Origin of the sequence: Hydrogenovibrio thermophilus (assembly GCF_004028275.1) — a bacterium.
Lineage (GTDB): Bacteria > Pseudomonadota > Gammaproteobacteria > Thiomicrospirales > Thiomicrospiraceae > Hydrogenovibrio > Hydrogenovibrio thermophilus.
This window is the reverse complement of sequence record NZ_CP035033.1, coordinates 284140-304572: the sequence shown is the minus strand read 5'-3', so window position 1 is coordinate 304572 and position 20433 is coordinate 284140. Positions and strand designations below refer to the sequence as shown.

The window sequence follows — 20433 nt, the reverse complement described above, 5'->3', positions numbered from 1 at the left end:
GTAGGCTATGCACACGAAAATCATTTTAAAAGTTCTGGGAATCCTATTGATGGTGTTCAGCTTGACGCTGATTCCACCGTTCATCATTTCATTGATTTATCATGACGGCGGCTCGTCGGACTTCGCTTTCTCAGGCCTGGGACTTTTTTCACTTGGCCTGTTACTGTGGCTGCCGAACCGACGCGAACGCCATGATTTAAAAATTCGCGACGGCTTTTTGATTGTGGTGATGTTCTGGACGGTGCTTGGCTTTGCCGGGGCGATTCCGATGTATTTCGCGTCCAATATCTACATTTCCCTGACCGACGCCATTTTCGAATCCTTTTCCGGCTTGACCACCACCGGAGCCACGGTTATCAATGGCCTCGACGCCTTACCACACTCCATGCTCTGGTATCGCCAGCAACTGCAATGGCTGGGCGGTATGGGGATCATCGTCTTGGCCGTCGCCATCCTGCCGATGCTCGGCATCGGGGGAATGCAGCTCTACCGTGCCGAAATGCCCGGTCCGATGAAGGACACCAAACTCGCACCGCGCATTTCCGAAACGGCCAAAGCGCTGTGGTACATCTATCTGGGACTCACGCTGGCGTGTGCCTTAGGATACTGGTTGGCGGGCATGGATTGGTTCGATGCTTTCGCGCACAGTTTTTCCACCGTCGCCATCGGCGGCTTCTCGACGCATGACGCCAGCATCGGCCATTTCGACAGCGTCGAAATCGAGCTGATCGCCATGGTGTTCATGTTCTTGGCGGGCATCAACTTCGCCCTGCACTTTTCCGCTTTCCGAAATCTCTCGGCCCGCCCTTATTTCGGCGATCCGGAATTCAAAATCTATGCGCTGTTGATTGTCATCGGCATCCTGATCAGCAGCGGTTATCTGCTGTACCGCGAAGTCTATTTATCCTGGGAAGACGCCCTACGTTACGGCGCTTTCCAGACAGTCTCGATTGCCACCACCACCGGTTTCGCCAACACCGACTTCACCGTCTGGCCCGCGTTTGTGCCGGTAATGCTGATTATGATGACGTTTATCGGCGGTTCGGCCGGTTCCACCGCGGGGGGGATGAAAGTCATCCGTTTCATCCTGCTCGCCAAACAGGGCAGCCGTGAGATTCGCCGGTTACTGCACCCCAATGCTTTGATGCCGGTAAAACTGCACGGCAAAGCGATTCCGGATCGGGTCATTGCCGCGGTCTGGGGCTTCTTTTCGCTGTACGTAGTGTCGTTCATTATCATCATGCTGCTGCTGATGGCGCTCGGGCTCGACCAGATTACCGCCTTCTCCACCGTGGCGGCCACCATCAATAACCTCGGCCCGGCGCTTGGTCAGGCCTCGGCCAACTACCAAAGCTTATCCGATCCGGCTAAATGGATTCTGACCTTTGCGATGCTGCTGGGCCGTTTGGAAATCTTTACGTTACTGGTGCTGTTCACGGCGTCTTTCTGGAGAAAATGATGTCGGAAACCGCCAAAAAATGGGATCGCAAATACGCCGAATCGGACCCGAAACAGCCGGTTCGCCCGGCCTGGGTATTACAGCAGCATCTCAAAAAACTGCCCCTGAAAGGCCGCGCACTGGATTTGGCCTGCGGTTTGGGCGGCAATGCCCGCCTGATGGCACAGTGCGGCTTGACGGTGGATGCCTGGGACATTTCCGATGTGGCTCTGACGCACCTCAATAACTGGGCCGCCGTGCATCGCCTGCCGATTCACTGTACCATCAGCGATTTCGACCAGATGCTGTTTCCGTACCAACAGTACGACGTCATCATCCTCAGCCGTTACCTGAACCGTTCACTCTGGCCACAAATCGCCCAGGCTCTCAAACCGGGCGGAAAAGTGTTTGTGCAAACCTTTTTAAGCCCGGTGCAAGCCAATGGCCCGCAGAATCCGGATTTTTATCTGGCCCCGGGTGAACTGGTCAAGTTAACCGAAAACGGCCAGGCCTGGTCGAATTTCAAGGTCGACATTCAAGGCGAAGGCTGGCTGACGGACGGCGATGAATCCCACCGTTATGCCTGGCTGATCGCCACCAAATCCGCGTCATGATGCGGCCGCTTGCCCAGTCGCCGCTCTGGTTCGGATTTTTTCTCGCCGTCTTCGGCACGGCCCTGTTTTCGCTGAAGTCCATTCTCATCAAGCTGGCGTATGCCGAAGGCCTGAACACCGACAGTGTGTTGATGTTACGCATGGCGATTGCCCTGCCGATTTACCTAGCCATTCTAGTTTGGCTGGCGCGAACGCCGGGCCGTCACCCGGACAACCGTTGGGAAAAATTCGGCTGGATTTTCTTTCTTGGCTTTATCGGGTATTTTCTGTCGTCCTGGCTGGACTTGAAAGGTTTGGAAATGATTTCCGCGCAATTGGAGCGCCTCACGCTATTCACTTATCCGATTCTGGTGGCCGTGCTCGGCGCCTTGTTTTTCAAGACGCCCATCACGCGCAAAATTTTCCTGTCACTGCTGATTACCTACGGCGGCCTTTGGCTAGTGTTTCATCAGGAACAATCTTTGGCCGAAAAACTGGGAAGCGACGATACGTGGCTGGGCACCTTGCTGGTGTTCTTGGCAGCGCTCAGCTTCTCCTTCTATGTGCTCATCAGCAAAAAGATCATTCATCAGGTCGGCAGTCTCTGGTTTACCAGTTTGGCGATGAGTGTCTCCAGCCTGTTCGTGCTGGCGTATTTTGCCGGACTCATCGGTTTCGAGCATTTGAATGTCACGCCCACGGCCTGGTTGTGGCTGATTCTGCTGGCGATTTTCAGCACCGTCATCCCCAGTTTTATGATTGCCGAAGCCATAGCGCTGATCGGGCCGGCGCAAACCGGCATCATCGGCACTTTAGGCCCCATCGTCACCATCGGGCTGGCGGTTTGGTTGCTGGGCGAACCTTTCAGCATCTATCACGCCATCGGCATCTCGCTGGTGATTGCCGGCGTGCTGGTGCTGACGGTCAATAAAGGACAGAAAACGTCCTCCTGACAGACATCACAACGTTAGTAGGTTCAATTAGGTTCAATTAGGTTCAATAGGTCTCTAAAGGTAAGCTATTTAAAAGGCGATATTCCGGTGGCGAAGACGGCGTCAAGACGCTCTGGTAAAGGTTTAAGCGGTCCACCCGCAATTGAATCGGCTCCAACGGCTCGTCGATTGTCGGAAAGTCGTCGGACGCGCCTTTCCATTTACCCAGTGTGATGTGCGGACGGAAGGCATGTTTGCGCTTGGCAAAGCCCAGTGGTCTCAAATGGTCGTCGATTTCCCGAACCAACGATTGCATCATCAAGGTCGCATCCAGCTTCGCCGCCCAGAAAGGGCCGGTTTTGAGGTTGGGGAAACCACCCAGCGTCAGCAGGTCGGCCTCAAAATAGCTCATCCCTTCCGCGAACCAATCCGACATCGACTCCCGAATCGCTTGATAATCCGCCTCCGACACCTCACCGAGAAACGACAAGGTTAAATGCCAGTTCGGCGACGGCGTCCATTTCATCGCCGCTATTTCCGGGCGGGTTTGAAAGGCCGACAGCCGCGTTTTGAGCTGTTCCGAACAGGCTGCATCGACTGGAATCGCTAAAAAGAGTCGCATCCCAATCCTCCTCTTGACTGTCACCCGCATTCAACAAAACGCCCAAGCCTGGCAGCCGGTTGGCTTAAGTCCGACAGGCTGCTAGCTATTTTTTGTAAACATCCACCACGCCTTCCGGCGGATGCTTGTAGCGCTTGTAGTTCCACTGATACTGCGCCGGAACGCGCCGGGCGCAGACCTCCACACCGCGATTCAAGGCCTCGGCCGCCGTTTGTTCGTCACGAGCGGCCACCGCCACTTCGGCGGGCAGAATATTGAGACGATAACCGCGCCCTTTTGGCAACCGCTCGGCAAAGGTAAACAATACATCGCACTGCGCTTTAGCCGCCAAGCGCGACACCAACACCATGGTCCGCGCCGGGTTCCCGAAAAACGGCGCATAGACACCGCCGCTTTTACCCGGATCCTGATCGGGCAGAATACCGACCATTTCATTCTGGTTCAAGGCTTTGCGCAGCGCCTTCACGCCCGACAAATCGGTGGGTACCAGCTTGGCACTGCCTCTTTCCCGTACTTCACGCATAAAGGTTTCAATCGACGGTAAATTCGGCGGACGATACAAGCTGGTAATCGGGTATTTGCTCGACCAATAAAAGCCCATCGCTTCCCAGGCCCCGATGTGCGGCGACAGCACAATCACGCCTTTGCCTTTATCAAACGCGGCTTGCACCAGCTCTTCACCCTCCACTTCCTGGATCAGGTTCAGCACCTTTTGGTTCGACCACAGCCACAGCGGCCCCAGCTCCGTGGTGGTTTTGCCCAACTCGATGAGACTTTGCTTCAGCAAGGCGCGGTGCTCGGTTTCGGACGCGTCCGGAAAAGCGATTTTCAGGTTAATGGCCGAAATGCGTTTCGGCGAATTCGGTAGCCACCATAGCAGGTAACCGATGGCGGTGCCCATCGCATGATTGACGCGCAATGGCCACCAAGCGAAAAATCGTAACAGACCGATAAACAACCGGCCACGCCAGTCCTGTTTCGGAGTCTCCGCCATCGTCAGCCCTCTTCTTCATCCATTAACTGCGCCAACCCGGCATGGTTGTCGTCCGCCACCAGCGGTTGCATGGCGTGCCAAAGGTTGGCGTACAGGTGTTTATTGTGTTTTTCCTGCTCCAGCAGCAACTCTTTCATACGCTGTCGCTCCTGCGGTTTGGCGTAACAGGCCGGGCAATTGTCGGGAATAATCGGCAAGCCGGCGGATTCGGAAAAATCCCGTGTTTGGTTTTCGCGCACCCGCACCAGCGGCCGGATAATGCGGATGTCTTTTTCGTTATTGAGGTAATGCGCTTTCATCGTGCGCAACTCTCCGGCATTGAACGCCGACATCAACAGGCTTTCCGCCAAATCGTCCAGATGCTGCGCCAAGGCCAAAACGTTATAGCCTTCGCGTCGGCAAACGGTATAAAGCTTGCCGCGCTTCTGGCGTGCGCAAAAGCTGCAAAAGGAATTGCCTTTCATGTGCGCGTCGGCTAAAGCCACCAAATCTTCGGATTCATAAAAATAGGGAATTTCCATCGACGCGACCCACTCTTTCAATGGCGACGGATCGAACCCCGGGATTTCCGGGTCGATGGTGCAGGCCGCCAACTCGAATTTAATGGGCGAATGGCGCTGCAAATGCTTGAGAATCACCAACAAAGCCAATGAATCCTTGCCGCCCGACAGCCCCAATAAAATGCGGTCGCCTTCGCGTATCATCTGGTATTGCGCAATGGCGCGCCCGACCAGTTTCAAAATGGACTTGGGCGGCTTAATCCAATCCTTTTTGGCTTTTTTCGGGGCGGATTCGGTTGGCGTTGTTTCGGTGTCGGACATGATAAAACGGTCTGTAAGTTTTGCAAATAAGTAACAATTTAGTCTGGTGGTTATTTTACACCCTCACTTTTACCCTGTGGCTAAACTTGGCGCGAATTCCACTCAACAAGGTGTCGTCGGCTTACTGCGTTAAAACACCGCAAACCCTTATGTTTAAAGCGGATTATTTTACTCTACCCATGGCATGGGATAAAATGCCAGCATTAGCTAATTGAATGCGGCCTTAACGACAAGGCCGCCCTTACTGGAACTTTCCATGTCACCACTGAGTTTCGAAGCCTATCTGAATCAAGCGCCCTATGCGTTTTTTCGATGGCAGAACACCGAAAACTGGCCGGTCATCTATGCTTCGGAAGCCGCAGATCGCCTGTTGGGTTACGCCGTCTCGGACTGGACGACAGGAAAAGTTCAATACGCCGACATCGTCCACCCGGAAGACAAACAACTGGTCATCGACGAACTGACCGAGGCCGCTGAAAAAGGCTTGGAAAGCATTGTCCACGCACCTTATCGCCTGAAGACACAGGACGACCGCTGGATTTGGATCAAGGATTACACCCAAATCATCCGAGACGACCAAGGCCGCGTCATCGAATACTACGGTTTCCTCGAAGACCTGACCGACTTCCTCGCCTATAAAGCCCAGGCAAAAGCGACGCAGCAAATCAACGACCAGATGAACAATGCCCTGGATCAGAGCAACCTCATTTCCCGCTCGGATCAATACGGCAACATCACCTACGTCAACAATAACCTGTTGAACCTCACCGGTTACTCGCGCGACGAACTCATCGGTCAACCCCACAACATCCTGCGCCATCCGGATACGCCGACCAATGTTTTCAAAGAAATGTGGCAGACCATCCAGTCCAACCGGGTCTGGAAAGGCACATTGAAAAACCGGAAGAAAAACGGCGAACCCTACTATGTGGAAATGACCTTGGTGCCGCTGGTGGACGACCAGGGCCGATTCATCGAATACCTCGCCATCCGCCACGAAGTCACCGGGCTCATCACCAAACAGATGGACTTGGAAACCGCCGTCAAAACGTCGCGATTGCTCAACATTCCGAACCGCGTGGCCTTGCTGGAAGCCATTGAGACCCTGGAACACCCGCAACTGGCGTTGTTCGATTTGGACAACTTCAAGCAGGTCAACGAGTATTTCGGCCACCAGTTCGGCGACCAGATGCTCATCAGCACGCTGCTGCACCTTTTCCTCTACAAACCACTCGACACCCGCGTCTATCACCTCGGTTCCGACCAATTGGTGCTGACCTCGGAGGAACCGGACGCCCAGCGCTTCGAGCAGCAGATGATTCAACTGCGAAACCGTTTGTCGAACCATAAAATCACGGTGCAGTCGCAGGACATCTACATCAACCAAACCCTGGCCCTGAGTTTCGAGCCGAAGGAAAACCTGCTCAACTCGCTCGAGGTGGCGATGCGCCATGCCAAAAATACCCATCAGGACGTTTTGGTCTATTCGTCGGCCATCGACACCTATCAACAGCGTGCCGACAACCTCATGTGGTCGGAAAAACTGAACCAGGCCTTACTGGAAGACCGCATCACCACCTTCTTCCAACCGATTCTGAACTTGCGCAGCGGCCGCATCGAAAAACACGAAGCCCTAGTGCGGATGATCGAACCGGATGACAAGGTGATTTCCCCGTTTTTCTTTTTGGAAGTCTCCCAGCAGACCAAAAAATACCCGATACTGTCGAAACGGGTCGTCGCCAAGGCCTTCCAAGCATTCAAGCGCTCGGAACAAGCTTTTTCCATCAATATTTCCGCCACCGACATGACCAATCCGGATTACGTCGATTACCTGCTCAAACACGTTGAGCAATTCAGTCACCCGGAACGTATCACCCTGGAAATTCTTGAATCCGAAGAAATCACCGACTTCGTCAAGGTGGAGAAATTCATCGATCAACTGCGTGGGCTCGGCTGTAAAATCGCCATCGACGATTTCGGAGCCGGTTACGCCAATTTCGAAAACCTGCTGAAACTGCACGCCGACTTCATCAAAATCGACGGCTCACTCATCAAACAGCTGGCGGAAAACCAAGACGCCTACGACATCGTCGAGTCCATCGTCTCCTTCGCCAAGAAAAAAGACATCCAAACCATTGCCGAATTCGTCAGCAGTGCCGACATTCTCGACGCCGTGAAACGCCTCGACATCGACTTCGCGCAAGGGTATTTCATTGGTGAACCCGCCAAGGCCCCAATGGATGCACCCGAACTTTAGTCTTCAAAACCGCCAGACCTGGCGGTTTTTTTCATAGCCAACCCCGGTTTTCTACCCCCATCCAAAACCCATCCAAACAATTGAGCGTCATTTTTTATTAAATAATATTGATAACAATTATCATTAATGATACTATTTATTTCAAATCACGAAAACGAAGTCATCCGAGACACCGTTTTCTCCTTTTATCAACCACGTCTTTGATTCAAGAGGAAGACACATGACACGCAATCTCTTTTTAAAACTTTGTGTCGGTACGGCGCTTTTAACCACCGCTTCCATGGTGCACGCCGCCGAACACGAAGTGAAAATGCTCAACGCCGGCACCGACGGCATTATGGTGTTTGAACCGGGTTATTTGAAAATCGCACCGGGCGATACTGTGAACTTCGTTGCCACGGACACCGGTCATAATGCGGTTTCCGAAGTCACGCCGGACGGCTCGAAATGGGAAGTCGGATTCGATGGCGGTAAAGTCAAATTCGAACAGGAAGGCGTCAATATTTATTACTGTCTGCCGCATAAATCCATGGCGATGGTCGGCGTCATTCAGGTCGGACAAGCCGTCAACAAAGACGACGCCATGAAACAAGCCGACACCCTGGAAGCCGGGTTCGCGATGAACCAAGGCCGTTTAAAACAATACATGGCACAGGTCAAATAAATCTGAGTCAACCGTTTTTAAGCCGGCATTCACCTATCTCTCTCCTAAGCTTTGCCGGCTTAAATTTTTCTTGCTCCTCCGCTTAGAGTAGCGCTCCTCACGCTACTCATTTTTTAACCTTCACAATGGTTTAAAGGAGTCTTCATGTTGTTTTATGTGGTGCTCTACTACTATATCCATCTATTCCTAACCTGGGCCTGAGACCGTAATCTCCAGCCCGCATGACAGATTGAAAAGCGAGGTGATTCACCATGACAAACACGCACGTTTTCCCGACACACCCCAATCAACCCAAACACCTGTTGAGCGAAAACCGTCGATTGAAACAGGAATTGCAGGCCGCGAAACACACCATTGCGGAATTAAAGGCGCAATATCAAGCCTTGGAAGAAGATTACCTGCACGTGCTGGATAGCCAACAACCGCCGAACCTGAAGGGCCGCAAAATCGCCTATGTCGGCGCATCGCCCGAACTCATCAAAGCTTATAAAGCCATCGTGCAACATTATCACGGCGAACTCATCACCCCCGAAAGCGACCGGATTGAAGCGGTCTGCGACGCCGTTCAGCAAGCCGACGAAGTCTTTTGCCCGGACGACTGTCCGAACCAAGCACTCTGTCACGCCGCGCGTTCCAGTTGCACCGTATTCAATAAGCCGTTGAGAACCGTGGAAAACAGCTCCCCCCAACTGTTGCAGGAAAAGCTGTCGCACATCGAAATCGAAGTGACGCCATCCTGATTGGATGGCAAAAAAGATATGAAATGAAAACTGGCGTTAAGGCGTGTAGTAGAAGCCGTTATCCGGCAACTTGCCGCCGACCAGGTCTGGTAAATTTTGCATCAACTGCCGGTAAAAGAACTCCAACTCCGCTTTCGCCTGTAAAGCCGGCACCACGTCAAACTTCGTGATTTCGATTGAATCCGCTACCGCTTCCGGCGCCAGTAGCGCAATGTGTTTCGCCACCATCTCACCCGCCGCTTTCGGATTATCCAGACACCATTGCATGGACTCGGCGTAGGCTTCATTAAACCGTTCCAGCAACGCTGGATTATCAAGCACACTTGGCATCGCCGTCATCCCGGCTTCGGGAACCTGCGCTTTGCGCTTAAATACCCGGCCCCACTCCGCCTGCAAATCGACACTGCGATACAGATCGGGCGCAATCACACTGATGGGAAACGATTTCGTCTTCCGTAACGCCATGGAAATGGCCGGCTCCGGCAAGAGAGCGTGATCCACCCGACGCATGATCAACAACTGCATCGCATCCAATGGGTGCGGTGTATAACGCAGTTTAAAATCTTTTTTAGGGTCCAAGCCTTCCGCTTTCACCAGTTGCTCAAACAGAATATCCGGCATATCACCGCGAAACGGCATGGCAATTTCCTTGCCTTTGAAATCGGCCAAGGTCTTGAGACTATCATCACGTGACACCATCCATAAAATGCCCCACACCGAGATATTCATCAGTTTCAGGTCCACCCCACGGTTGTAGAGGTTAGCGGCCACATTGGAAGGCATGGCAATGAAATCGGCTTGAAAATTCCCTTTGCCCAACGCCATCAACTTCAACTGATCCGCACCGTTCCAGGGTTTAAATTCCACCACGTCGGCAAACTCTTTTAAGGCGCCGGTTTCCACCATGTGAATCAAAGGGTTGGACACCCCGGCGAAGGGGCCGGACAACACCAGCTTCGGCAATTTTTCCGCGGCCATCGTCATCATGGAAGCTGCCACCAACAATAAAGTGAGCGGCCAACGTACCCAGCTTTTGAACATCATATGCTTTGTTCCTTTTCAATAAGCCGGCGATATGCTTCGCCGGCGTGTTTATCATCAATGCAGAGGTTAAAAGCCGACTCGCACGCCGGCAAAGTAATAGGTGCCGACATTGGAACCAATGACTTTATCGACTTTTTGGTCGAACACGTTGTTGATGCCGCCGTACAAATCGATTTGTTTGTTTTCACCGAAGCGGTAGCCGCCGGTCAAATTCGTCAAAGTATAAGGGTCGGTGTAATGGCCCTGAGTGTCTTCAACATAATATTGTTCACCTGTATAGACGGCATAAGCGCCTAATCGGAAAAGGCTGGTGACATCCCAATCCAATCCCAATTCAACGACCCGATCCGAGTTAAACTCCAATTGCTTACCGGTATCTTTGTTTTCGGTACGCAGCTCGGTCCAGAAAAAGCGTCCTTTTAAATTGTTCAGGAACTGGTAACCGAGATTCAATTCCATCCCTTTGGTTTCGGCATCGCTCACATTCTGGAAAGTATAATAATCCGTCATGTTTCCAGCCACACTCACCTGCTGGATTTTATCGTTTATCTGGTTCAGGAAGGCCGTGACGCTGTATGAGAACTCGCTGGTGGCACCGTTGACCCCCAACTCATAACTTAAGGTTTTTTCCGGCTTCAAGTCATAAGCGTCCTTGCCTTGTGCGGTATCCACCGTCTGCGCCCCTAGCAACAAGCCGCCCGGGGTTTGCTTTTGGATGTAAAGTTCACGAATATCCGGCACCCGGAAACCTTGCGCCACATTCACGCGTGCATTCAAGAGCGGGTGAAAGTTTTTCAAAACGCCAACGCGGAAAGTACTTTCGGAATCGGTTGAACTGTCATGATCCAGACCATTTTGATCGGTGTAAGCGGCCTGGTCATATTGGTCATAGCGTCCACCGATGGTCAAAGACCAGGTATCACCCAGGGTAAAATCGTCCTGCAGATAAATCGCTTGGGACGACACTCGGCGCGTGTCCATATCGTTGGATTGAGTGAAGACGGTCGCTTCACGCTTTTCCTGACGATATTCGACCCCGCCGGTCAATAAATGATTCTCCACCGGTGCCCAATTCGAGCTCAATTCATAAGAGGTGACGTCCACATTGGCATTCATCCCATTGGAAGCCGACGCCGATTTGCTGGCATAACCGAAATCCTGATAGTGCTGCAACGTCGTGGTATTGCGTTTGGTGTAATAAGAGCGATAAACACGGAAATCGATGTCCAAATCGTCGTTGACGAAATACTGGGCATCCACCGCCATATCATAACGTTCGTTTTCGTCTTTGGAGTTCACCGGTACGTCATAAGCCGGCACCCGGTTGCCCATCATGGTGTATGCCGTCGGATGATAGGTACCGCGATACGAACCGTCGCGTTCTTCGTCCATCCAATACACTTCCGCCCCAACGGTCAAATCGTTTGAGATATCATACTCACCTCGCCCCCCCACGGTCTTGACGGTCGCATTCTCACGATAACTGACATCAACGTCGTAACTGTCCTGAATATTATTCAATGGTGCCGGGCGTGTGGACGGCTTGACCTGGTTTCCGGTAACGGTGGTATCGGTCTGCTCCTGCTCATAGTACGCGCCGGAATCGGTGACCGACATAAAGAATTTACCGCGAAAATCGCCAATACCGCCGCGCACATTGGCACTGACCTGTTTATTGGAGCCTTCACCTTCCGCATTGGCACCACCGGACACACTCACATCCGCCACAAACTTGTCATCCGGCCGTTTGGTGATGATATTGATAACCCCGCCGACGGCATCTGCACCATACAATGCCGACATGGGCCCTTTGACGATTTCAATGCGTTCAATCATAGAGGCCGGAAAACGATCCATATCATATGGGTTACTGACTTCGCCCGCCAGTCGACGCCCATCCAACAACCAAAGCGTCCCGGTCGTGCCTAGGCCGCGAATATTCACCGAACTTTTCGATGTCGAACTGCCGGACGGGAAAGTGCCATATTGCAACACCAGGCCTGGTGTATTTTGGAACACGTCTTTCAAGGTAATGGCACCCATCTTCTCGATGTCGTCCTGGGTAATAACGTCCACCGACGCCGTGACTTTATCAATCGACTTCTCGGTTTTCGTCGCGGAAATGACCACGGTTTCAAGCTTTGTCTCGGCCTTTGAGCGTTCTTCAGCCCACACAGGGGTCGCATACGCCGCCCACATGGCTGAAGAAAGTAAAATCGTCTGTTCTTTCAGTTTCATTTTGCTTCCTAATTTAACTTTCACCAGGCAGACCAACCTCATCAATTCCTTTTAATTCGCGAACGATGCCTGAAATGGGGTTTATTCGGTTTGAATGTCAATGGCGCCGAAAAATCGGCTGCCGAACCAATATCAGCATTCTATTATATAACATAACTATAAACAATAATTATTATCATTAAGATTGTTATACTCCACCTATTTAGTTTTTAAATGACAGCTACCCACGTTTACAGGTATGCTAATATTTTCGCCATTCCCGTTACGAAAGCCGCATCATGAACGCATTTGCACAAATCTTAAAAGAATTTCCCCGTTACCTATGGAGCGGTTGGGGCGCACTGGCAAGTATCTTTCTGTTTCTGGCACTTTGGGATATCGGCCATCAATTCAACGGCAGCCTGATTCTGCCTTCTCCGAAAGAAACGCTTCTCACCCTGTGGCAAATGCTGCAGTCGCCCGAACTTTGGCAGTCGCTCTGGATTACCGTTCAACGCGCCCTTTGGGGCTTTGGCATCGCCTTATTGCTGGGCACGTCATTCGGGATGCTGGCCGGCACTTTTGTCACGGCTGCCATGATGAGTCGCCCTTTGATTACCATTATCATGGGCGTCCCGCCGATTGCCTGGATTGTCTTGGCGATGCTCTGGTTCGGCATGACCGATGAAAGCGTCATTTTCACCGTCGTCATCGCGGCCTTCCCGATTATCTTCATCGGCGCATTACAAGGCACACGGACACTGGAAGGCGATTTATTGGAAATGAGCGACAGCTTTCAACCGCCGTTTTGGATGAAACTCACCGACCTGGTCTTTCCGCACCTGTTTTCCTATGTATTTCCGGCTTGGATTTCGGCTTTGGGCATGAGTTGGAAAATTGTCGTCATGGCCGAACTACTCACCACACCGGACGGCATCGGTGCGGACCTGGCGGTGGCACGCAGCCATTTCAACTCTGCCGATGCCATGGCGTTGATTACCGTGATGGTGCTGGTATTACTGGTCGTCGAATATTTGTTGCTGGAACCGATTAAACGAGAGGTGGAACAATGGCGCAACTGAACGTATCCCACCTCAGCCACCGCTTCGGCCCGACCGACATTCTGGCCGACATCCACTTCTCGTTACAGCAGGGCGAAGTGGTTTCGATTGTCGGCCCGAGCGGTGGCGGCAAAACCACTCTATTGCATCTTTGCAGCGGCTTATTGGAAGTGGAAAACGGCCGCATTGACAATGAATTTTCCTCCCAGGCCTTTGCCTTTCAGGAAGCCCGCCTACTACCCTGGAAAACCACTTTAGACAACATCGCCTTCGGTTTGAAAGCCCGCGGTGTTTCGCGGCAAGAACGTTATGAAAAAGCGCGTCGCATCGCATTGGAGTTCGGCTTAAAAATCAGCGACCTGGACAAATTCCCGAAAGACCTCAGCGGCGGCATGCGCCAACGCGTCTCCTTTGCCCGCGCCTTGGTGCTGAAACCGGAAATTCTATTCTTGGACGAACCCTTTTCCGCGCTCGACATTGGCTTGAAGCAAGAACTGCAATCGATTCTGATTGAGCAAGTCACCCAACACAACCTGTCGGTTCTGTTCGTCACTCACGATTTAACGGAAGCCCTTAAACTCAGTCACCGCATACTGGTCCTGGGTCATTCACCAGGTCGCATTGTCCGCCAAATCGAACTGACCACCCCCTTGACCGAACGCACCGATCACGACATCCACAACGAACTGCGTCAATTGCTGGCCGATCCGTGCATTATCGACACCTTTGAACTCAACATCACCCAGCGAGGGAAACAAACCGCATGAACTGGCTTTCCGCTTCCCCTTTCAATGACTTACTCACCAGCCTGACCGGACCGAAAAACCATTCCAAAGCGGTTTTCGCCTACGGTTTTCGGCCATTTTTCTGGTTGATTCCCTGGGTGCTGACCGTCAATGTCTTCCTGTGGGTAGCGTTCTGGACCGGCTGGTGGCCGGTGTCGTTTCCGTCTTCGCCGCTGAATTGGCATATTTATGAACTTTTGTTCGGCATCACTTCCGGCATGATGGCCGCTTTCATCATGACGGCCGTGCCGGAGTTTTTCGAAGGCACGCCGCCCGTGAACGGCCGAACCTTATTCGGACTCGTCGCACTCTGGCTGGCCGGGCGCCTGGCTTTTTGGGGAATTGATGTCATTGGTGTCTATGGCGTCGCCATTATTCATCTGGCTTTTTTACCCTCTGTGCTTTGGCTGGTCGGAAAACCAATTTTCACAGACCCTCTGAAACGCCAATGGGGGCTTGCGCTTGCCTACGGATTAATCGTGTTCTGTCAGGCCCTGTTTTTTGCCGCCGAAGCGGAATGGGTTCCGCTGTCCAGTTTCGCCGTCCTGCAAGCCTCCGTCGGCGCGTTTATGATTTTGGTCTTGGTCGCCGTGCGTCGCATCGCCACCCAATCCATTAACGAATGGTTCGAACAGGAGCACATTGACGCCCGCTTCTTGGCCAGACCGCCCGCTTACAACCTGGCCGTTTTCAGCCTCGCGGTCGCGACCTTAACGGAACTGTTGTTTCCCGGCAATTCCGCCCAGGCCTGGCTGAATTTGGCGGTCATGGCCGCTCTGTTCAACACCTTGAATGATTTTTTCCGAACCGATACCTTCATTCTCAAATTCCCGACGGTTTGGCCGATTATGATTTTATTGACGTTATTTGGTGCCGGATACGGTCTTATGGGATGGGATGCATTGCAAGAAAACGTTCAAATATCCGCTCATTTCCGACATTTTCTTACTATGGGCGCGTTGGGGCTGGCTTACTTTATTGTTTTAATGGTTGTCAGCCACATTCACACTGGCCGTCCGCTCACCCGGCTCGGTTGGCTGAAAATGGGCGTCGTACTGATTACCGCCGCCACGCTGATTCGCGGCCTCGTGATTCCGGCGTTTCCTGAGATGCAAAACGGGCTGTACGTACTGGCGGGATTACTTTGGACTGGCGCCTTTATCGGCTATTGGTGGCGTTATCACACTTGGCTCACCCACCCCAGAGCCGACGGCCTGCCGGGTTAAGCCGGGATCACCATCGGCCAGCCTTTCGGGTGGGGCGTGACTTTCACCGGATAACCATAGACATCGGTGATGCGTTCTTCCTGCAGCACCTCATCCACCGTTCCCTGACTAACGATTTCCCCCTGATTCATCAACACCAAACGGCCCGAATACTGTGAGGCCAGATTCAAATCGTGCAACACCATAATCGCGGCGATGCGATGCGTTTTCACCACCTCGGTCACGACTTCAAACACCTGATGCTGATGCGCCAAATCCAGACTGGACGTGCATTCGTCCAGAAACAGATAACGATTGCGGTCGTCGGCTTTATGGGTAATCTGAGCAATAACCCGCGCCAATTGCACGCGTTGCTGCTCACCGCCGGACAGCGTCAGATAATTGCGGTCTTTCAAATGGCTCACGTCGAACATCGCCAAGGCGCGTTCAACATAAGCGGCGCGTTCGTAATGCGACACCGCGGTGAGCAAACTCATTTCAATGACTTCCGACACCAGAAACGGAAAGTCCAATTGAACCGATTGCGGCATGACCGCCCGATACTTGGCGAGCTCCGGTACCGAATATTCTTTCAGTTTGCGCCCTTCCAGCGTGACTTGATGCAAGCCATCCGGGATGTCGCCGCTCAGGCTTTTCATCAAGGTGGATTTCCCCGCGCCGTTCGGCCCCAAAATCGATACGATGGCGCCGGGTTCGATCATCAAATCGATGTGTTTGAGAATCGACTGTCCTTGCAAAGCAATGTTTAAATGTTCGGTAATCAGCATAATCGTCCTTTAAAACCCGACGCGCGAGCGGCGCTGAATCAACAACCATAGGAAGAAAGGCCCACCAATGGCGGACATCACAATGCCAATCGGCAGTTCCGCCGGCGACAAGACCGTGCGCGCGAACATGTCCGACGCCACCACCAGAATCGCGCCGACCAACGCACTGCCGGGCAACACCCAACGGTGATCTGGCCCTAAAATCAAGCGTACGATGTGCGGCGCCACCAGGCCAACGAAACCGATCACGCCACTGACCGACACCGCCGCGCCGACTGATAAGGCGGTGAGAGCGATGACGCCCCACTTCAATTGTTTCACATTGAAGCCCATGTGCGACGTCACCGCTTCGCCCATCAAAAAGGCGTTCAGCGGGCGGGCGAAATACGGCAACAAAAACACCGCCACCAAAATCGGTACGGTGGCGACCGCCAAATCCTGCCAGGAAGCGCTGGCGATGGAGCCCATGGTCCAGAACGTCAGGGTGCGTAACTCTTCATCCGTTGCGAAGTAGGTCAGAATGCCGGTGGCGGAACCGGCAATGGCGTTGATAGCAATCCCCGTTAACAGCATCAGACCGACATCGGTGCGACCGTTTTTGGTCGCCACGCGGTAAATCAGCCAGGTGACAAACAGACCGCCGAGAAAGGCTGCAAACGGCAAAGCGAAAAAGCCCCAGAAAACCACCCACTGACTCAGAAAGGAGCTGCCGAGGACAATCACCGTCACCGCGGCCAAGGCCGCACCGCTGGACACTCCGACCAAACCGGGGTCCGCCAATGGGTTGCGAAACAGGCCTTGCATGGCCGCACCGGAAACCGCCAGGCCTGCACCGACCAGAATGCCCAGCAACAAACGCGGCAAACGGATTTCATTGACCACCAAGTCGGTTTGCATGGCGACATCCGCGCCAAACAAAGCCGACAAGACTTGGGCCGTATCAATCGAAATCGCCCCCACGCTGAGGGAATACAGACTCACCAATAAGGTGATCAGCGCCAGAATCGACAACGCCAGTAGCGGCGAATGCGTTAGCCGCATGTCGCCTCCCGGTCCGGTCGTGCTGTAGTTTTGTTGGATTCGTTCACGTTAGTTCGCCACATAAACCTGTTTCACTAAGGATTCAATCGCTTCGCCGAGCCGCGGGCCAAACGTTAAAAAGCTGTCGTCCATCACCAGCAACCGACCGTTTTTGCCGGCTTGAGTCATCCGAATCGCCGGGGTATTGAGAATGGCTTCCTTGCCACCGGCCGATCCCACACCGTGTTGCATGGTCAGCAGATAATCCGGATTATACTGTATTGCCGCTTCCGCCGTCAGCGGCTTGTAACCGTTGAACTGTTCGGCTGCCGGGTTCTCGATACCGGCCAATTGCATCATCTTGTCCGCCCGGCTGTGCTTTCCGGCGACCATCATGTTCCCGCCGCGCACATTGAGCACGAAAATCGCTTTGGCCGATTTACCTTGTTGCTGAATGGCGTTTTCCGCAAAGACTTTCGCTTGATTCACCGATTGTCGAACTTGTTCGGCCAATTTCTTGCCAGCGTCCTGAGCGTCGAGCACTTTCGCAATCTGTTCGATTTTCGCCTCCACACCTTCCGGCGTATAGACGTTCTCGATGATTTCAACATGCACCCCGGCGTCTTGCAAGCGGGTCAGGACATTTTGCGGTTTGGCATCTTTCGTCGCCAACACCAGCGTCGGCTTCAACGACAAAATCCCTTCCGCCGACAACTGACGCATGTAACCGACACTCGGCAGTTTGGCCGCCTCTTCTGGATAAGTGGTGGTGATGTCGCGCCCCACCATTAAGTCCCCTTTTCCCAATGCATAGACGATTTCGGAAATGGAGCCGTCAATCGCCACCACACGCGGCTTTTCGGCCGCATGAGCAGTGCCGCTTATCAGCCACAACAAGGCCAGCATGGCGTAAGCGGCGAACACACCACCCAATACCAAAAACGGCCAGGCCTGGCGGTTTTCCGCCATTGCCACACGTGAGAACATTTGTGGTTTCATACCGCCACCTCTTCCAGTTTCAAGGATTTCAAAAAGCTTTCCCAGTGTCCGGTCATCTGAGCCGAGCGCGCTTCAGGGTGTAAATACACCATCATCACCGCTTTATCGTCGGCATCGAACAACTCCAACGAGGCCACCGGCTTGGCATCGGTTTGCTTGTAAACCAACCAGGCCTCGGTCACCAGTTCCAGATTGGCGTGCATATTGAACTTGGAGTCCAGTACATTGAACCAAGGACCCATTTCCATCAATTTATGCACGGTACCATTGTGAATTTGCGTGGCACTGCCATTCGGCACGAACATCAATAACGGCCAACTTTCCTCGGCGGCTTGCTCAAGCAAGGGTTTCAAGGCATCCTTCTGCAGGGCCATGGCACTGTCGCCCAAGTGGCGATAAGCCTGCGGCCGCGTCAGGCCGTAGGCTTTCAGCAAGGCATTGACGTGGTGGGCGTTTTCCAACGCTTGCCAATCTTTCTGAATCGCTTTTGTTTCGACTTTCGGCATGGCCGACGGCTCGGAAGACGGTTTGGTGCGAACCGTCATCTGCTCAAAACCGTCCTCCGTGCGATATTCCGCCACCAAATCGTCGTAAACCGTCTGGTCGGACGCGTCGGTCATGTAGATTTTGTGGGCCGCTTGGCCGTAGGCATCGAAAAATTGAAAACTCCGACGCCCGTTTTCATACACCGCGAAACCGTATTTCCAAGCCGTCACTTTCAAACGCAAATCCATGTCCGGATCGGTGAAAATCACATGACTGTGCTTAATTACCGGGTTGCGATAGACACCGTGATGCTCCAGCACCACTGCGTCATTACGCGTCAACGCCATGACTTCGCTGGCACGATGCAACGCCTGCAAAATCGAGACGAACGCATCCCGATCCAACATCACCGAAGTGTCTCCACAAGATAACGCCACATATTCCGCTTCACTAACGCCCAGCCGCTTGGCCGCTTCCCGCGCTCTTGGCGGTTTATCGCCCGCCAAGAGCTCGGATTTTTTGCGTTGTAATTCCGCTAAGTCAGACATTACTCGAGCACCTCTTCATAACGGATATAAACATTGCCACTGTCACCGGTACCAGTTTCGCCGTAATAACTGATGGCTTGAAGCTTATAGTATTTAGCCGTGGCGTCGTCCGTCCCATCTTTTACCAAGTAAACCGTAAAGTGCGGATACATCTTGTGATCGGTTCCATTATAGGTAAAGAACCCGTAGTTCGAATCCACCTGGGTAAAGGCACCGGAAACACCATCGCCATTGTAAGAACTGATTTGACTGGTCGCGCTGTAGCCAGTGGCCGTCGGATCTGTGACATCCTTCGCATAACCGTCACCGGCAATGACCAAACCGACACCGCCGTTACCATCACCGGACGCACCGCCATTAACACGAATCTGAAAATCACGGCCGGAAAGCTGAACATTCAAGTCCCACTGGTCCGCTTGCGTGACAGTCGTGTTGGTTTCCAAGTCCCAGTACACCGCACCGGCTTCAAAATCCAGCCAACCGGAGTCCAACGCCGCGTCCCAGCTTGTGCCATTCCACTTTTCGGACGACAACTTGATACGGGCCGGACTGATGCTGTGATCGGTGGCTCCATTATAGGTAATGTCCACATCCGACACCTTCACACGGGCGTAACTGTTGCCATCCGCCGACTGGATAATCCAGCCGTTATTGTCGGTTGTCTCCGCTTGATAACTGATCGTTGGATAAGGCGTTGAAGCCTCCATCCAGTCATCGCTTTTAATCTGTGTCGAAAGTGTGTCGGTCAAATAATCACCGCTGGCACAAGAGGCTTTCGTCACCGAATTAAAGGCTTCCAACGTATTATTCAAATTGAGTTTTTCAAATTCCGATAAAACTGGGTTGCCGTCACCGTCGTACAGCCCATCGAATTTATAGGCCACACACACGCTGACATCATCCGCATTCGGCCCCGACCCAGTCGCGGAAATGCCGCTATTACTCATACCGTTATAGCGCTGGAACCCAACTTGCCAGATATCGTTGACTGTGGCATTGGAAGACCCGGACGAGAAATCCATATGAGCCCAAGCACTCGTGGAGCTCGCGTCAACCGTCGTATAAGTCGCCGTATCCGGAGCAGAGGAAGGGGTTCCACCATCCGAGGAGCTGGATGAAGAACCGCCGCCGCAGCCCGTCAAAGTCAACGCCATGGTAGCGAGAATGGATAAACCTGTTTTTGTATATTGCATTTTAAAACTCCTTTTTCATTTCACTG

At 52.9% G+C, this 20433-nt stretch carries 19 protein-coding genes; 9 read left to right on the top strand and 10 right to left on the bottom strand.

Translation table 11 applies throughout. From position 1 onward, the window contains the following. Positions 1-7: 7 nt before the first annotated feature. Genes EPV75_RS01335 through EPV75_RS01325 form a run of 3 tightly spaced genes read left to right on the top strand, consistent with a single transcriptional unit; the run spans position 8 to position 2984 of the window. On the top strand, positions 8-1459 hold the full coding sequence (locus EPV75_RS01335; RefSeq protein ID WP_128384218.1) for a TrkH family potassium uptake protein: 1452 nt from the start codon (positions 8-10) through the stop codon (positions 1457-1459). Then, the gene (locus EPV75_RS01330) at positions 1456-2052 is read left to right on the top strand and encodes a class I SAM-dependent methyltransferase (RefSeq protein WP_225972361.1); all 597 of its coding nucleotides are present in this window, start codon (positions 1456-1458) and stop codon (positions 2050-2052) included. The genes EPV75_RS01335 and EPV75_RS01330 overlap by 4 nt, the downstream gene beginning before the upstream one ends. Beyond that, positions 2049-2984 (top strand): DMT family transporter, encoded by a 936-nt coding sequence (locus tag EPV75_RS01325; RefSeq protein ID WP_128384217.1) that lies wholly within the window; start codon positions 2049-2051, stop codon positions 2982-2984. The genes EPV75_RS01330 and EPV75_RS01325 overlap by 4 nt, the downstream gene beginning before the upstream one ends. A gap of 43 nt (positions 2985-3027) precedes the next feature. Here EPV75_RS01325 and thpR read toward each other — a convergent pair whose 3' ends face one another. From thpR to EPV75_RS01310, 3 genes are all read right to left on the bottom strand, one after another. Further along, complete coding sequence (gene thpR / locus EPV75_RS01320; protein WP_192894011.1) at positions 3028-3585, bottom strand: RNA 2',3'-cyclic phosphodiesterase; 558 nt, start codon at positions 3583-3585, stop codon at positions 3028-3030. An 85-nt stretch (positions 3586-3670) separates the two neighbouring features. Next, the gene (locus EPV75_RS01315) at positions 3671-4579 is read right to left on the bottom strand and encodes a lysophospholipid acyltransferase family protein (RefSeq protein ID WP_128384215.1); all 909 of its coding nucleotides are present in this window, start codon (positions 4577-4579) and stop codon (positions 3671-3673) included. Positions 4580-4581: 2 nt separating this feature from the next. Continuing rightward, entirely contained in the window at positions 4582-5400 is an 819-nt protein-coding gene (locus tag EPV75_RS01310) for a tRNA 2-thiocytidine biosynthesis TtcA family protein (RefSeq protein ID WP_128384214.1), read from the bottom strand. A 256-nt stretch (positions 5401-5656) separates the two neighbouring features. Here EPV75_RS01310 and EPV75_RS01305 point away from each other — a divergent pair, with 256 nt between their 5' ends. The 3 genes from EPV75_RS01305 to EPV75_RS01295 all read left to right on the top strand — a co-directional run bounded on the left by EPV75_RS01305 (position 5657) and on the right by EPV75_RS01295 (position 9061). After that, positions 5657-7657, top strand: a complete 2001-nt coding sequence (locus EPV75_RS01305) for an EAL domain-containing protein (protein WP_128384213.1) — start codon at positions 5657-5659, stop codon at positions 7655-7657. A 220-nt stretch (positions 7658-7877) separates the two neighbouring features. Further along, positions 7878-8321, top strand: a complete 444-nt coding sequence (locus EPV75_RS01300) for a plastocyanin/azurin family copper-binding protein (RefSeq protein ID WP_127120253.1) — start codon at positions 7878-7880, stop codon at positions 8319-8321. A 251-nt stretch (positions 8322-8572) separates the two neighbouring features. Further along, a complete protein-coding gene (locus EPV75_RS01295; RefSeq protein ID WP_128384212.1) occupies positions 8573-9061 on the top strand; it encodes a hypothetical protein in 489 nt (162 codons plus the stop codon). A 36-nt stretch (positions 9062-9097) separates the two neighbouring features. Here the strand turns inward: EPV75_RS01295 and EPV75_RS01290 are convergent, their stop codons facing one another. Further along, positions 9098-10105: an ABC transporter substrate-binding protein gene (locus EPV75_RS01290; RefSeq protein WP_225972360.1), complete on the bottom strand. Its 1008-nt coding sequence runs from the start codon at positions 10103-10105 to the stop codon at positions 9098-9100. A gap of 66 nt (positions 10106-10171) precedes the next feature. Next, positions 10172-12343, bottom strand: a complete 2172-nt coding sequence (locus tag EPV75_RS01285) for a TonB-dependent receptor plug domain-containing protein (RefSeq protein WP_192894010.1) — start codon at positions 12341-12343, stop codon at positions 10172-10174. Between the two features lie 278 nt (positions 12344-12621). Between EPV75_RS01285 and EPV75_RS01280 the strand changes: the two genes are divergently transcribed. The 3 genes from EPV75_RS01280 to EPV75_RS01270 are packed head-to-tail and all read left to right on the top strand — an operon-like array spanning position 12622 to position 15394. Further along, complete coding sequence (locus EPV75_RS01280; protein WP_128384210.1) at positions 12622-13404, top strand: ABC transporter permease; 783 nt, start codon at positions 12622-12624, stop codon at positions 13402-13404. Continuing rightward, positions 13392-14150, top strand: a complete 759-nt coding sequence (locus EPV75_RS01275) for an ABC transporter ATP-binding protein (protein WP_128384209.1) — start codon at positions 13392-13394, stop codon at positions 14148-14150. The genes EPV75_RS01280 and EPV75_RS01275 overlap by 13 nt, the downstream gene beginning before the upstream one ends. Then, complete coding sequence (locus tag EPV75_RS01270) at positions 14147-15394, top strand: NnrS family protein (RefSeq protein ID WP_128384208.1); 1248 nt, start codon at positions 14147-14149, stop codon at positions 15392-15394. The genes EPV75_RS01275 and EPV75_RS01270 overlap by 4 nt, the downstream gene beginning before the upstream one ends. On the opposite strand, the gene EPV75_RS01265 is transcribed toward EPV75_RS01270, so the two are convergent. Genes EPV75_RS01265 through EPV75_RS01245 form a run of 5 tightly spaced genes read right to left on the bottom strand, consistent with a single transcriptional unit; the run spans position 15391 to position 20407 of the window. Continuing rightward, complete coding sequence (locus EPV75_RS01265) at positions 15391-16161, bottom strand: heme ABC transporter ATP-binding protein (RefSeq protein WP_225972359.1); 771 nt, start codon at positions 16159-16161, stop codon at positions 15391-15393. The genes EPV75_RS01270 and EPV75_RS01265 overlap by 4 nt on opposite strands. Before the next feature lie 9 nt (positions 16162-16170). After that, positions 16171-17202 (bottom strand): FecCD family ABC transporter permease, encoded by a 1032-nt coding sequence (locus tag EPV75_RS01260; RefSeq protein ID WP_068647026.1) that lies wholly within the window; start codon positions 17200-17202, stop codon positions 16171-16173. A 48-nt stretch (positions 17203-17250) separates the two neighbouring features. Continuing rightward, positions 17251-18180: a heme/hemin ABC transporter substrate-binding protein gene (locus tag EPV75_RS01255; RefSeq protein WP_128384206.1), complete on the bottom strand. Its 930-nt coding sequence runs from the start codon at positions 18178-18180 to the stop codon at positions 17251-17253. Then, on the bottom strand, positions 18177-19214 hold the full coding sequence (locus EPV75_RS01250) for a ChuX/HutX family heme-like substrate-binding protein (RefSeq protein ID WP_128384205.1): 1038 nt from the start codon (positions 19212-19214) through the stop codon (positions 18177-18179). Before EPV75_RS01250 ends, EPV75_RS01255 begins: the two co-directional genes overlap by 4 nt. Beyond that, positions 19214-20407, bottom strand: a complete 1194-nt coding sequence (locus tag EPV75_RS01245; RefSeq protein WP_128384204.1) for an HmuY family protein — start codon at positions 20405-20407, stop codon at positions 19214-19216. The genes EPV75_RS01250 and EPV75_RS01245 overlap by 1 nt, the downstream gene beginning before the upstream one ends. Between the last annotated feature and the right edge of the window lie 26 nt (positions 20408-20433).

Bases quoted from the DNA above. Each gene is read 5' to 3' on its own strand.
- EPV75_RS01325 (WP_128384217.1), top strand. From the start codon at position 2,049: ATGATGCGGCCGCTTGCCCAGTCGCCGCTCTGGTTCGGATTTTTTCTC.
- EPV75_RS01265 (WP_225972359.1), bottom strand. From the start codon at position 16,161: ATGCTGATTACCGAACATTTAAACATTGCTTTGCAAGGACAGTCGATT.
- EPV75_RS01300 (WP_127120253.1), top strand. From the start codon at position 7,878: ATGACACGCAATCTCTTTTTAAAACTTTGTGTCGGTACGGCGCTTTTA.
- EPV75_RS01290 (WP_225972360.1), bottom strand. From the start codon at position 10,105: ATGATGTTCAAAAGCTGGGTACGTTGGCCGCTCACTTTATTGTTGGTG.
- EPV75_RS01295 (WP_128384212.1), top strand. From the start codon at position 8,573: ATGACAAACACGCACGTTTTCCCGACACACCCCAATCAACCCAAACAC.
- EPV75_RS01330 (WP_225972361.1), top strand. From the start codon at position 1,456: ATGATGTCGGAAACCGCCAAAAAATGGGATCGCAAATACGCCGAATCG.
- EPV75_RS01310 (WP_128384214.1), bottom strand. From the start codon at position 5,400: ATGTCCGACACCGAAACAACGCCAACCGAATCCGCCCCGAAAAAAGCC.
- EPV75_RS01270 (WP_128384208.1), top strand. From the start codon at position 14,147: ATGAACTGGCTTTCCGCTTCCCCTTTCAATGACTTACTCACCAGCCTG.
- EPV75_RS01315 (WP_128384215.1), bottom strand. From the start codon at position 4,579: ATGGCGGAGACTCCGAAACAGGACTGGCGTGGCCGGTTGTTTATCGGT.
- EPV75_RS01255 (WP_128384206.1), bottom strand. From the start codon at position 18,180: ATGAAACCACAAATGTTCTCACGTGTGGCAATGGCGGAAAACCGCCAG.
- EPV75_RS01275 (WP_128384209.1), top strand. From the start codon at position 13,392: ATGGCGCAACTGAACGTATCCCACCTCAGCCACCGCTTCGGCCCGACC.
- EPV75_RS01305 (WP_128384213.1), top strand. From the start codon at position 5,657: ATGTCACCACTGAGTTTCGAAGCCTATCTGAATCAAGCGCCCTATGCG.
- EPV75_RS01250 (WP_128384205.1), bottom strand. From the start codon at position 19,214: ATGTCTGACTTAGCGGAATTACAACGCAAAAAATCCGAGCTCTTGGCG.
- EPV75_RS01260 (WP_068647026.1), bottom strand. From the start codon at position 17,202: ATGCGGCTAACGCATTCGCCGCTACTGGCGTTGTCGATTCTGGCGCTG.
- thpR (WP_192894011.1), bottom strand. From the start codon at position 3,585: ATGCGACTCTTTTTAGCGATTCCAGTCGATGCAGCCTGTTCGGAACAG.
- EPV75_RS01280 (WP_128384210.1), top strand. From the start codon at position 12,622: ATGAACGCATTTGCACAAATCTTAAAAGAATTTCCCCGTTACCTATGG.
- EPV75_RS01335 (WP_128384218.1), top strand. From the start codon at position 8: ATGCACACGAAAATCATTTTAAAAGTTCTGGGAATCCTATTGATGGTG.
- EPV75_RS01245 (WP_128384204.1), bottom strand. From the start codon at position 20,407: ATGCAATATACAAAAACAGGTTTATCCATTCTCGCTACCATGGCGTTG.
- EPV75_RS01285 (WP_192894010.1), bottom strand. From the start codon at position 12,343: ATGAAACTGAAAGAACAGACGATTTTACTTTCTTCAGCCATGTGGGCG.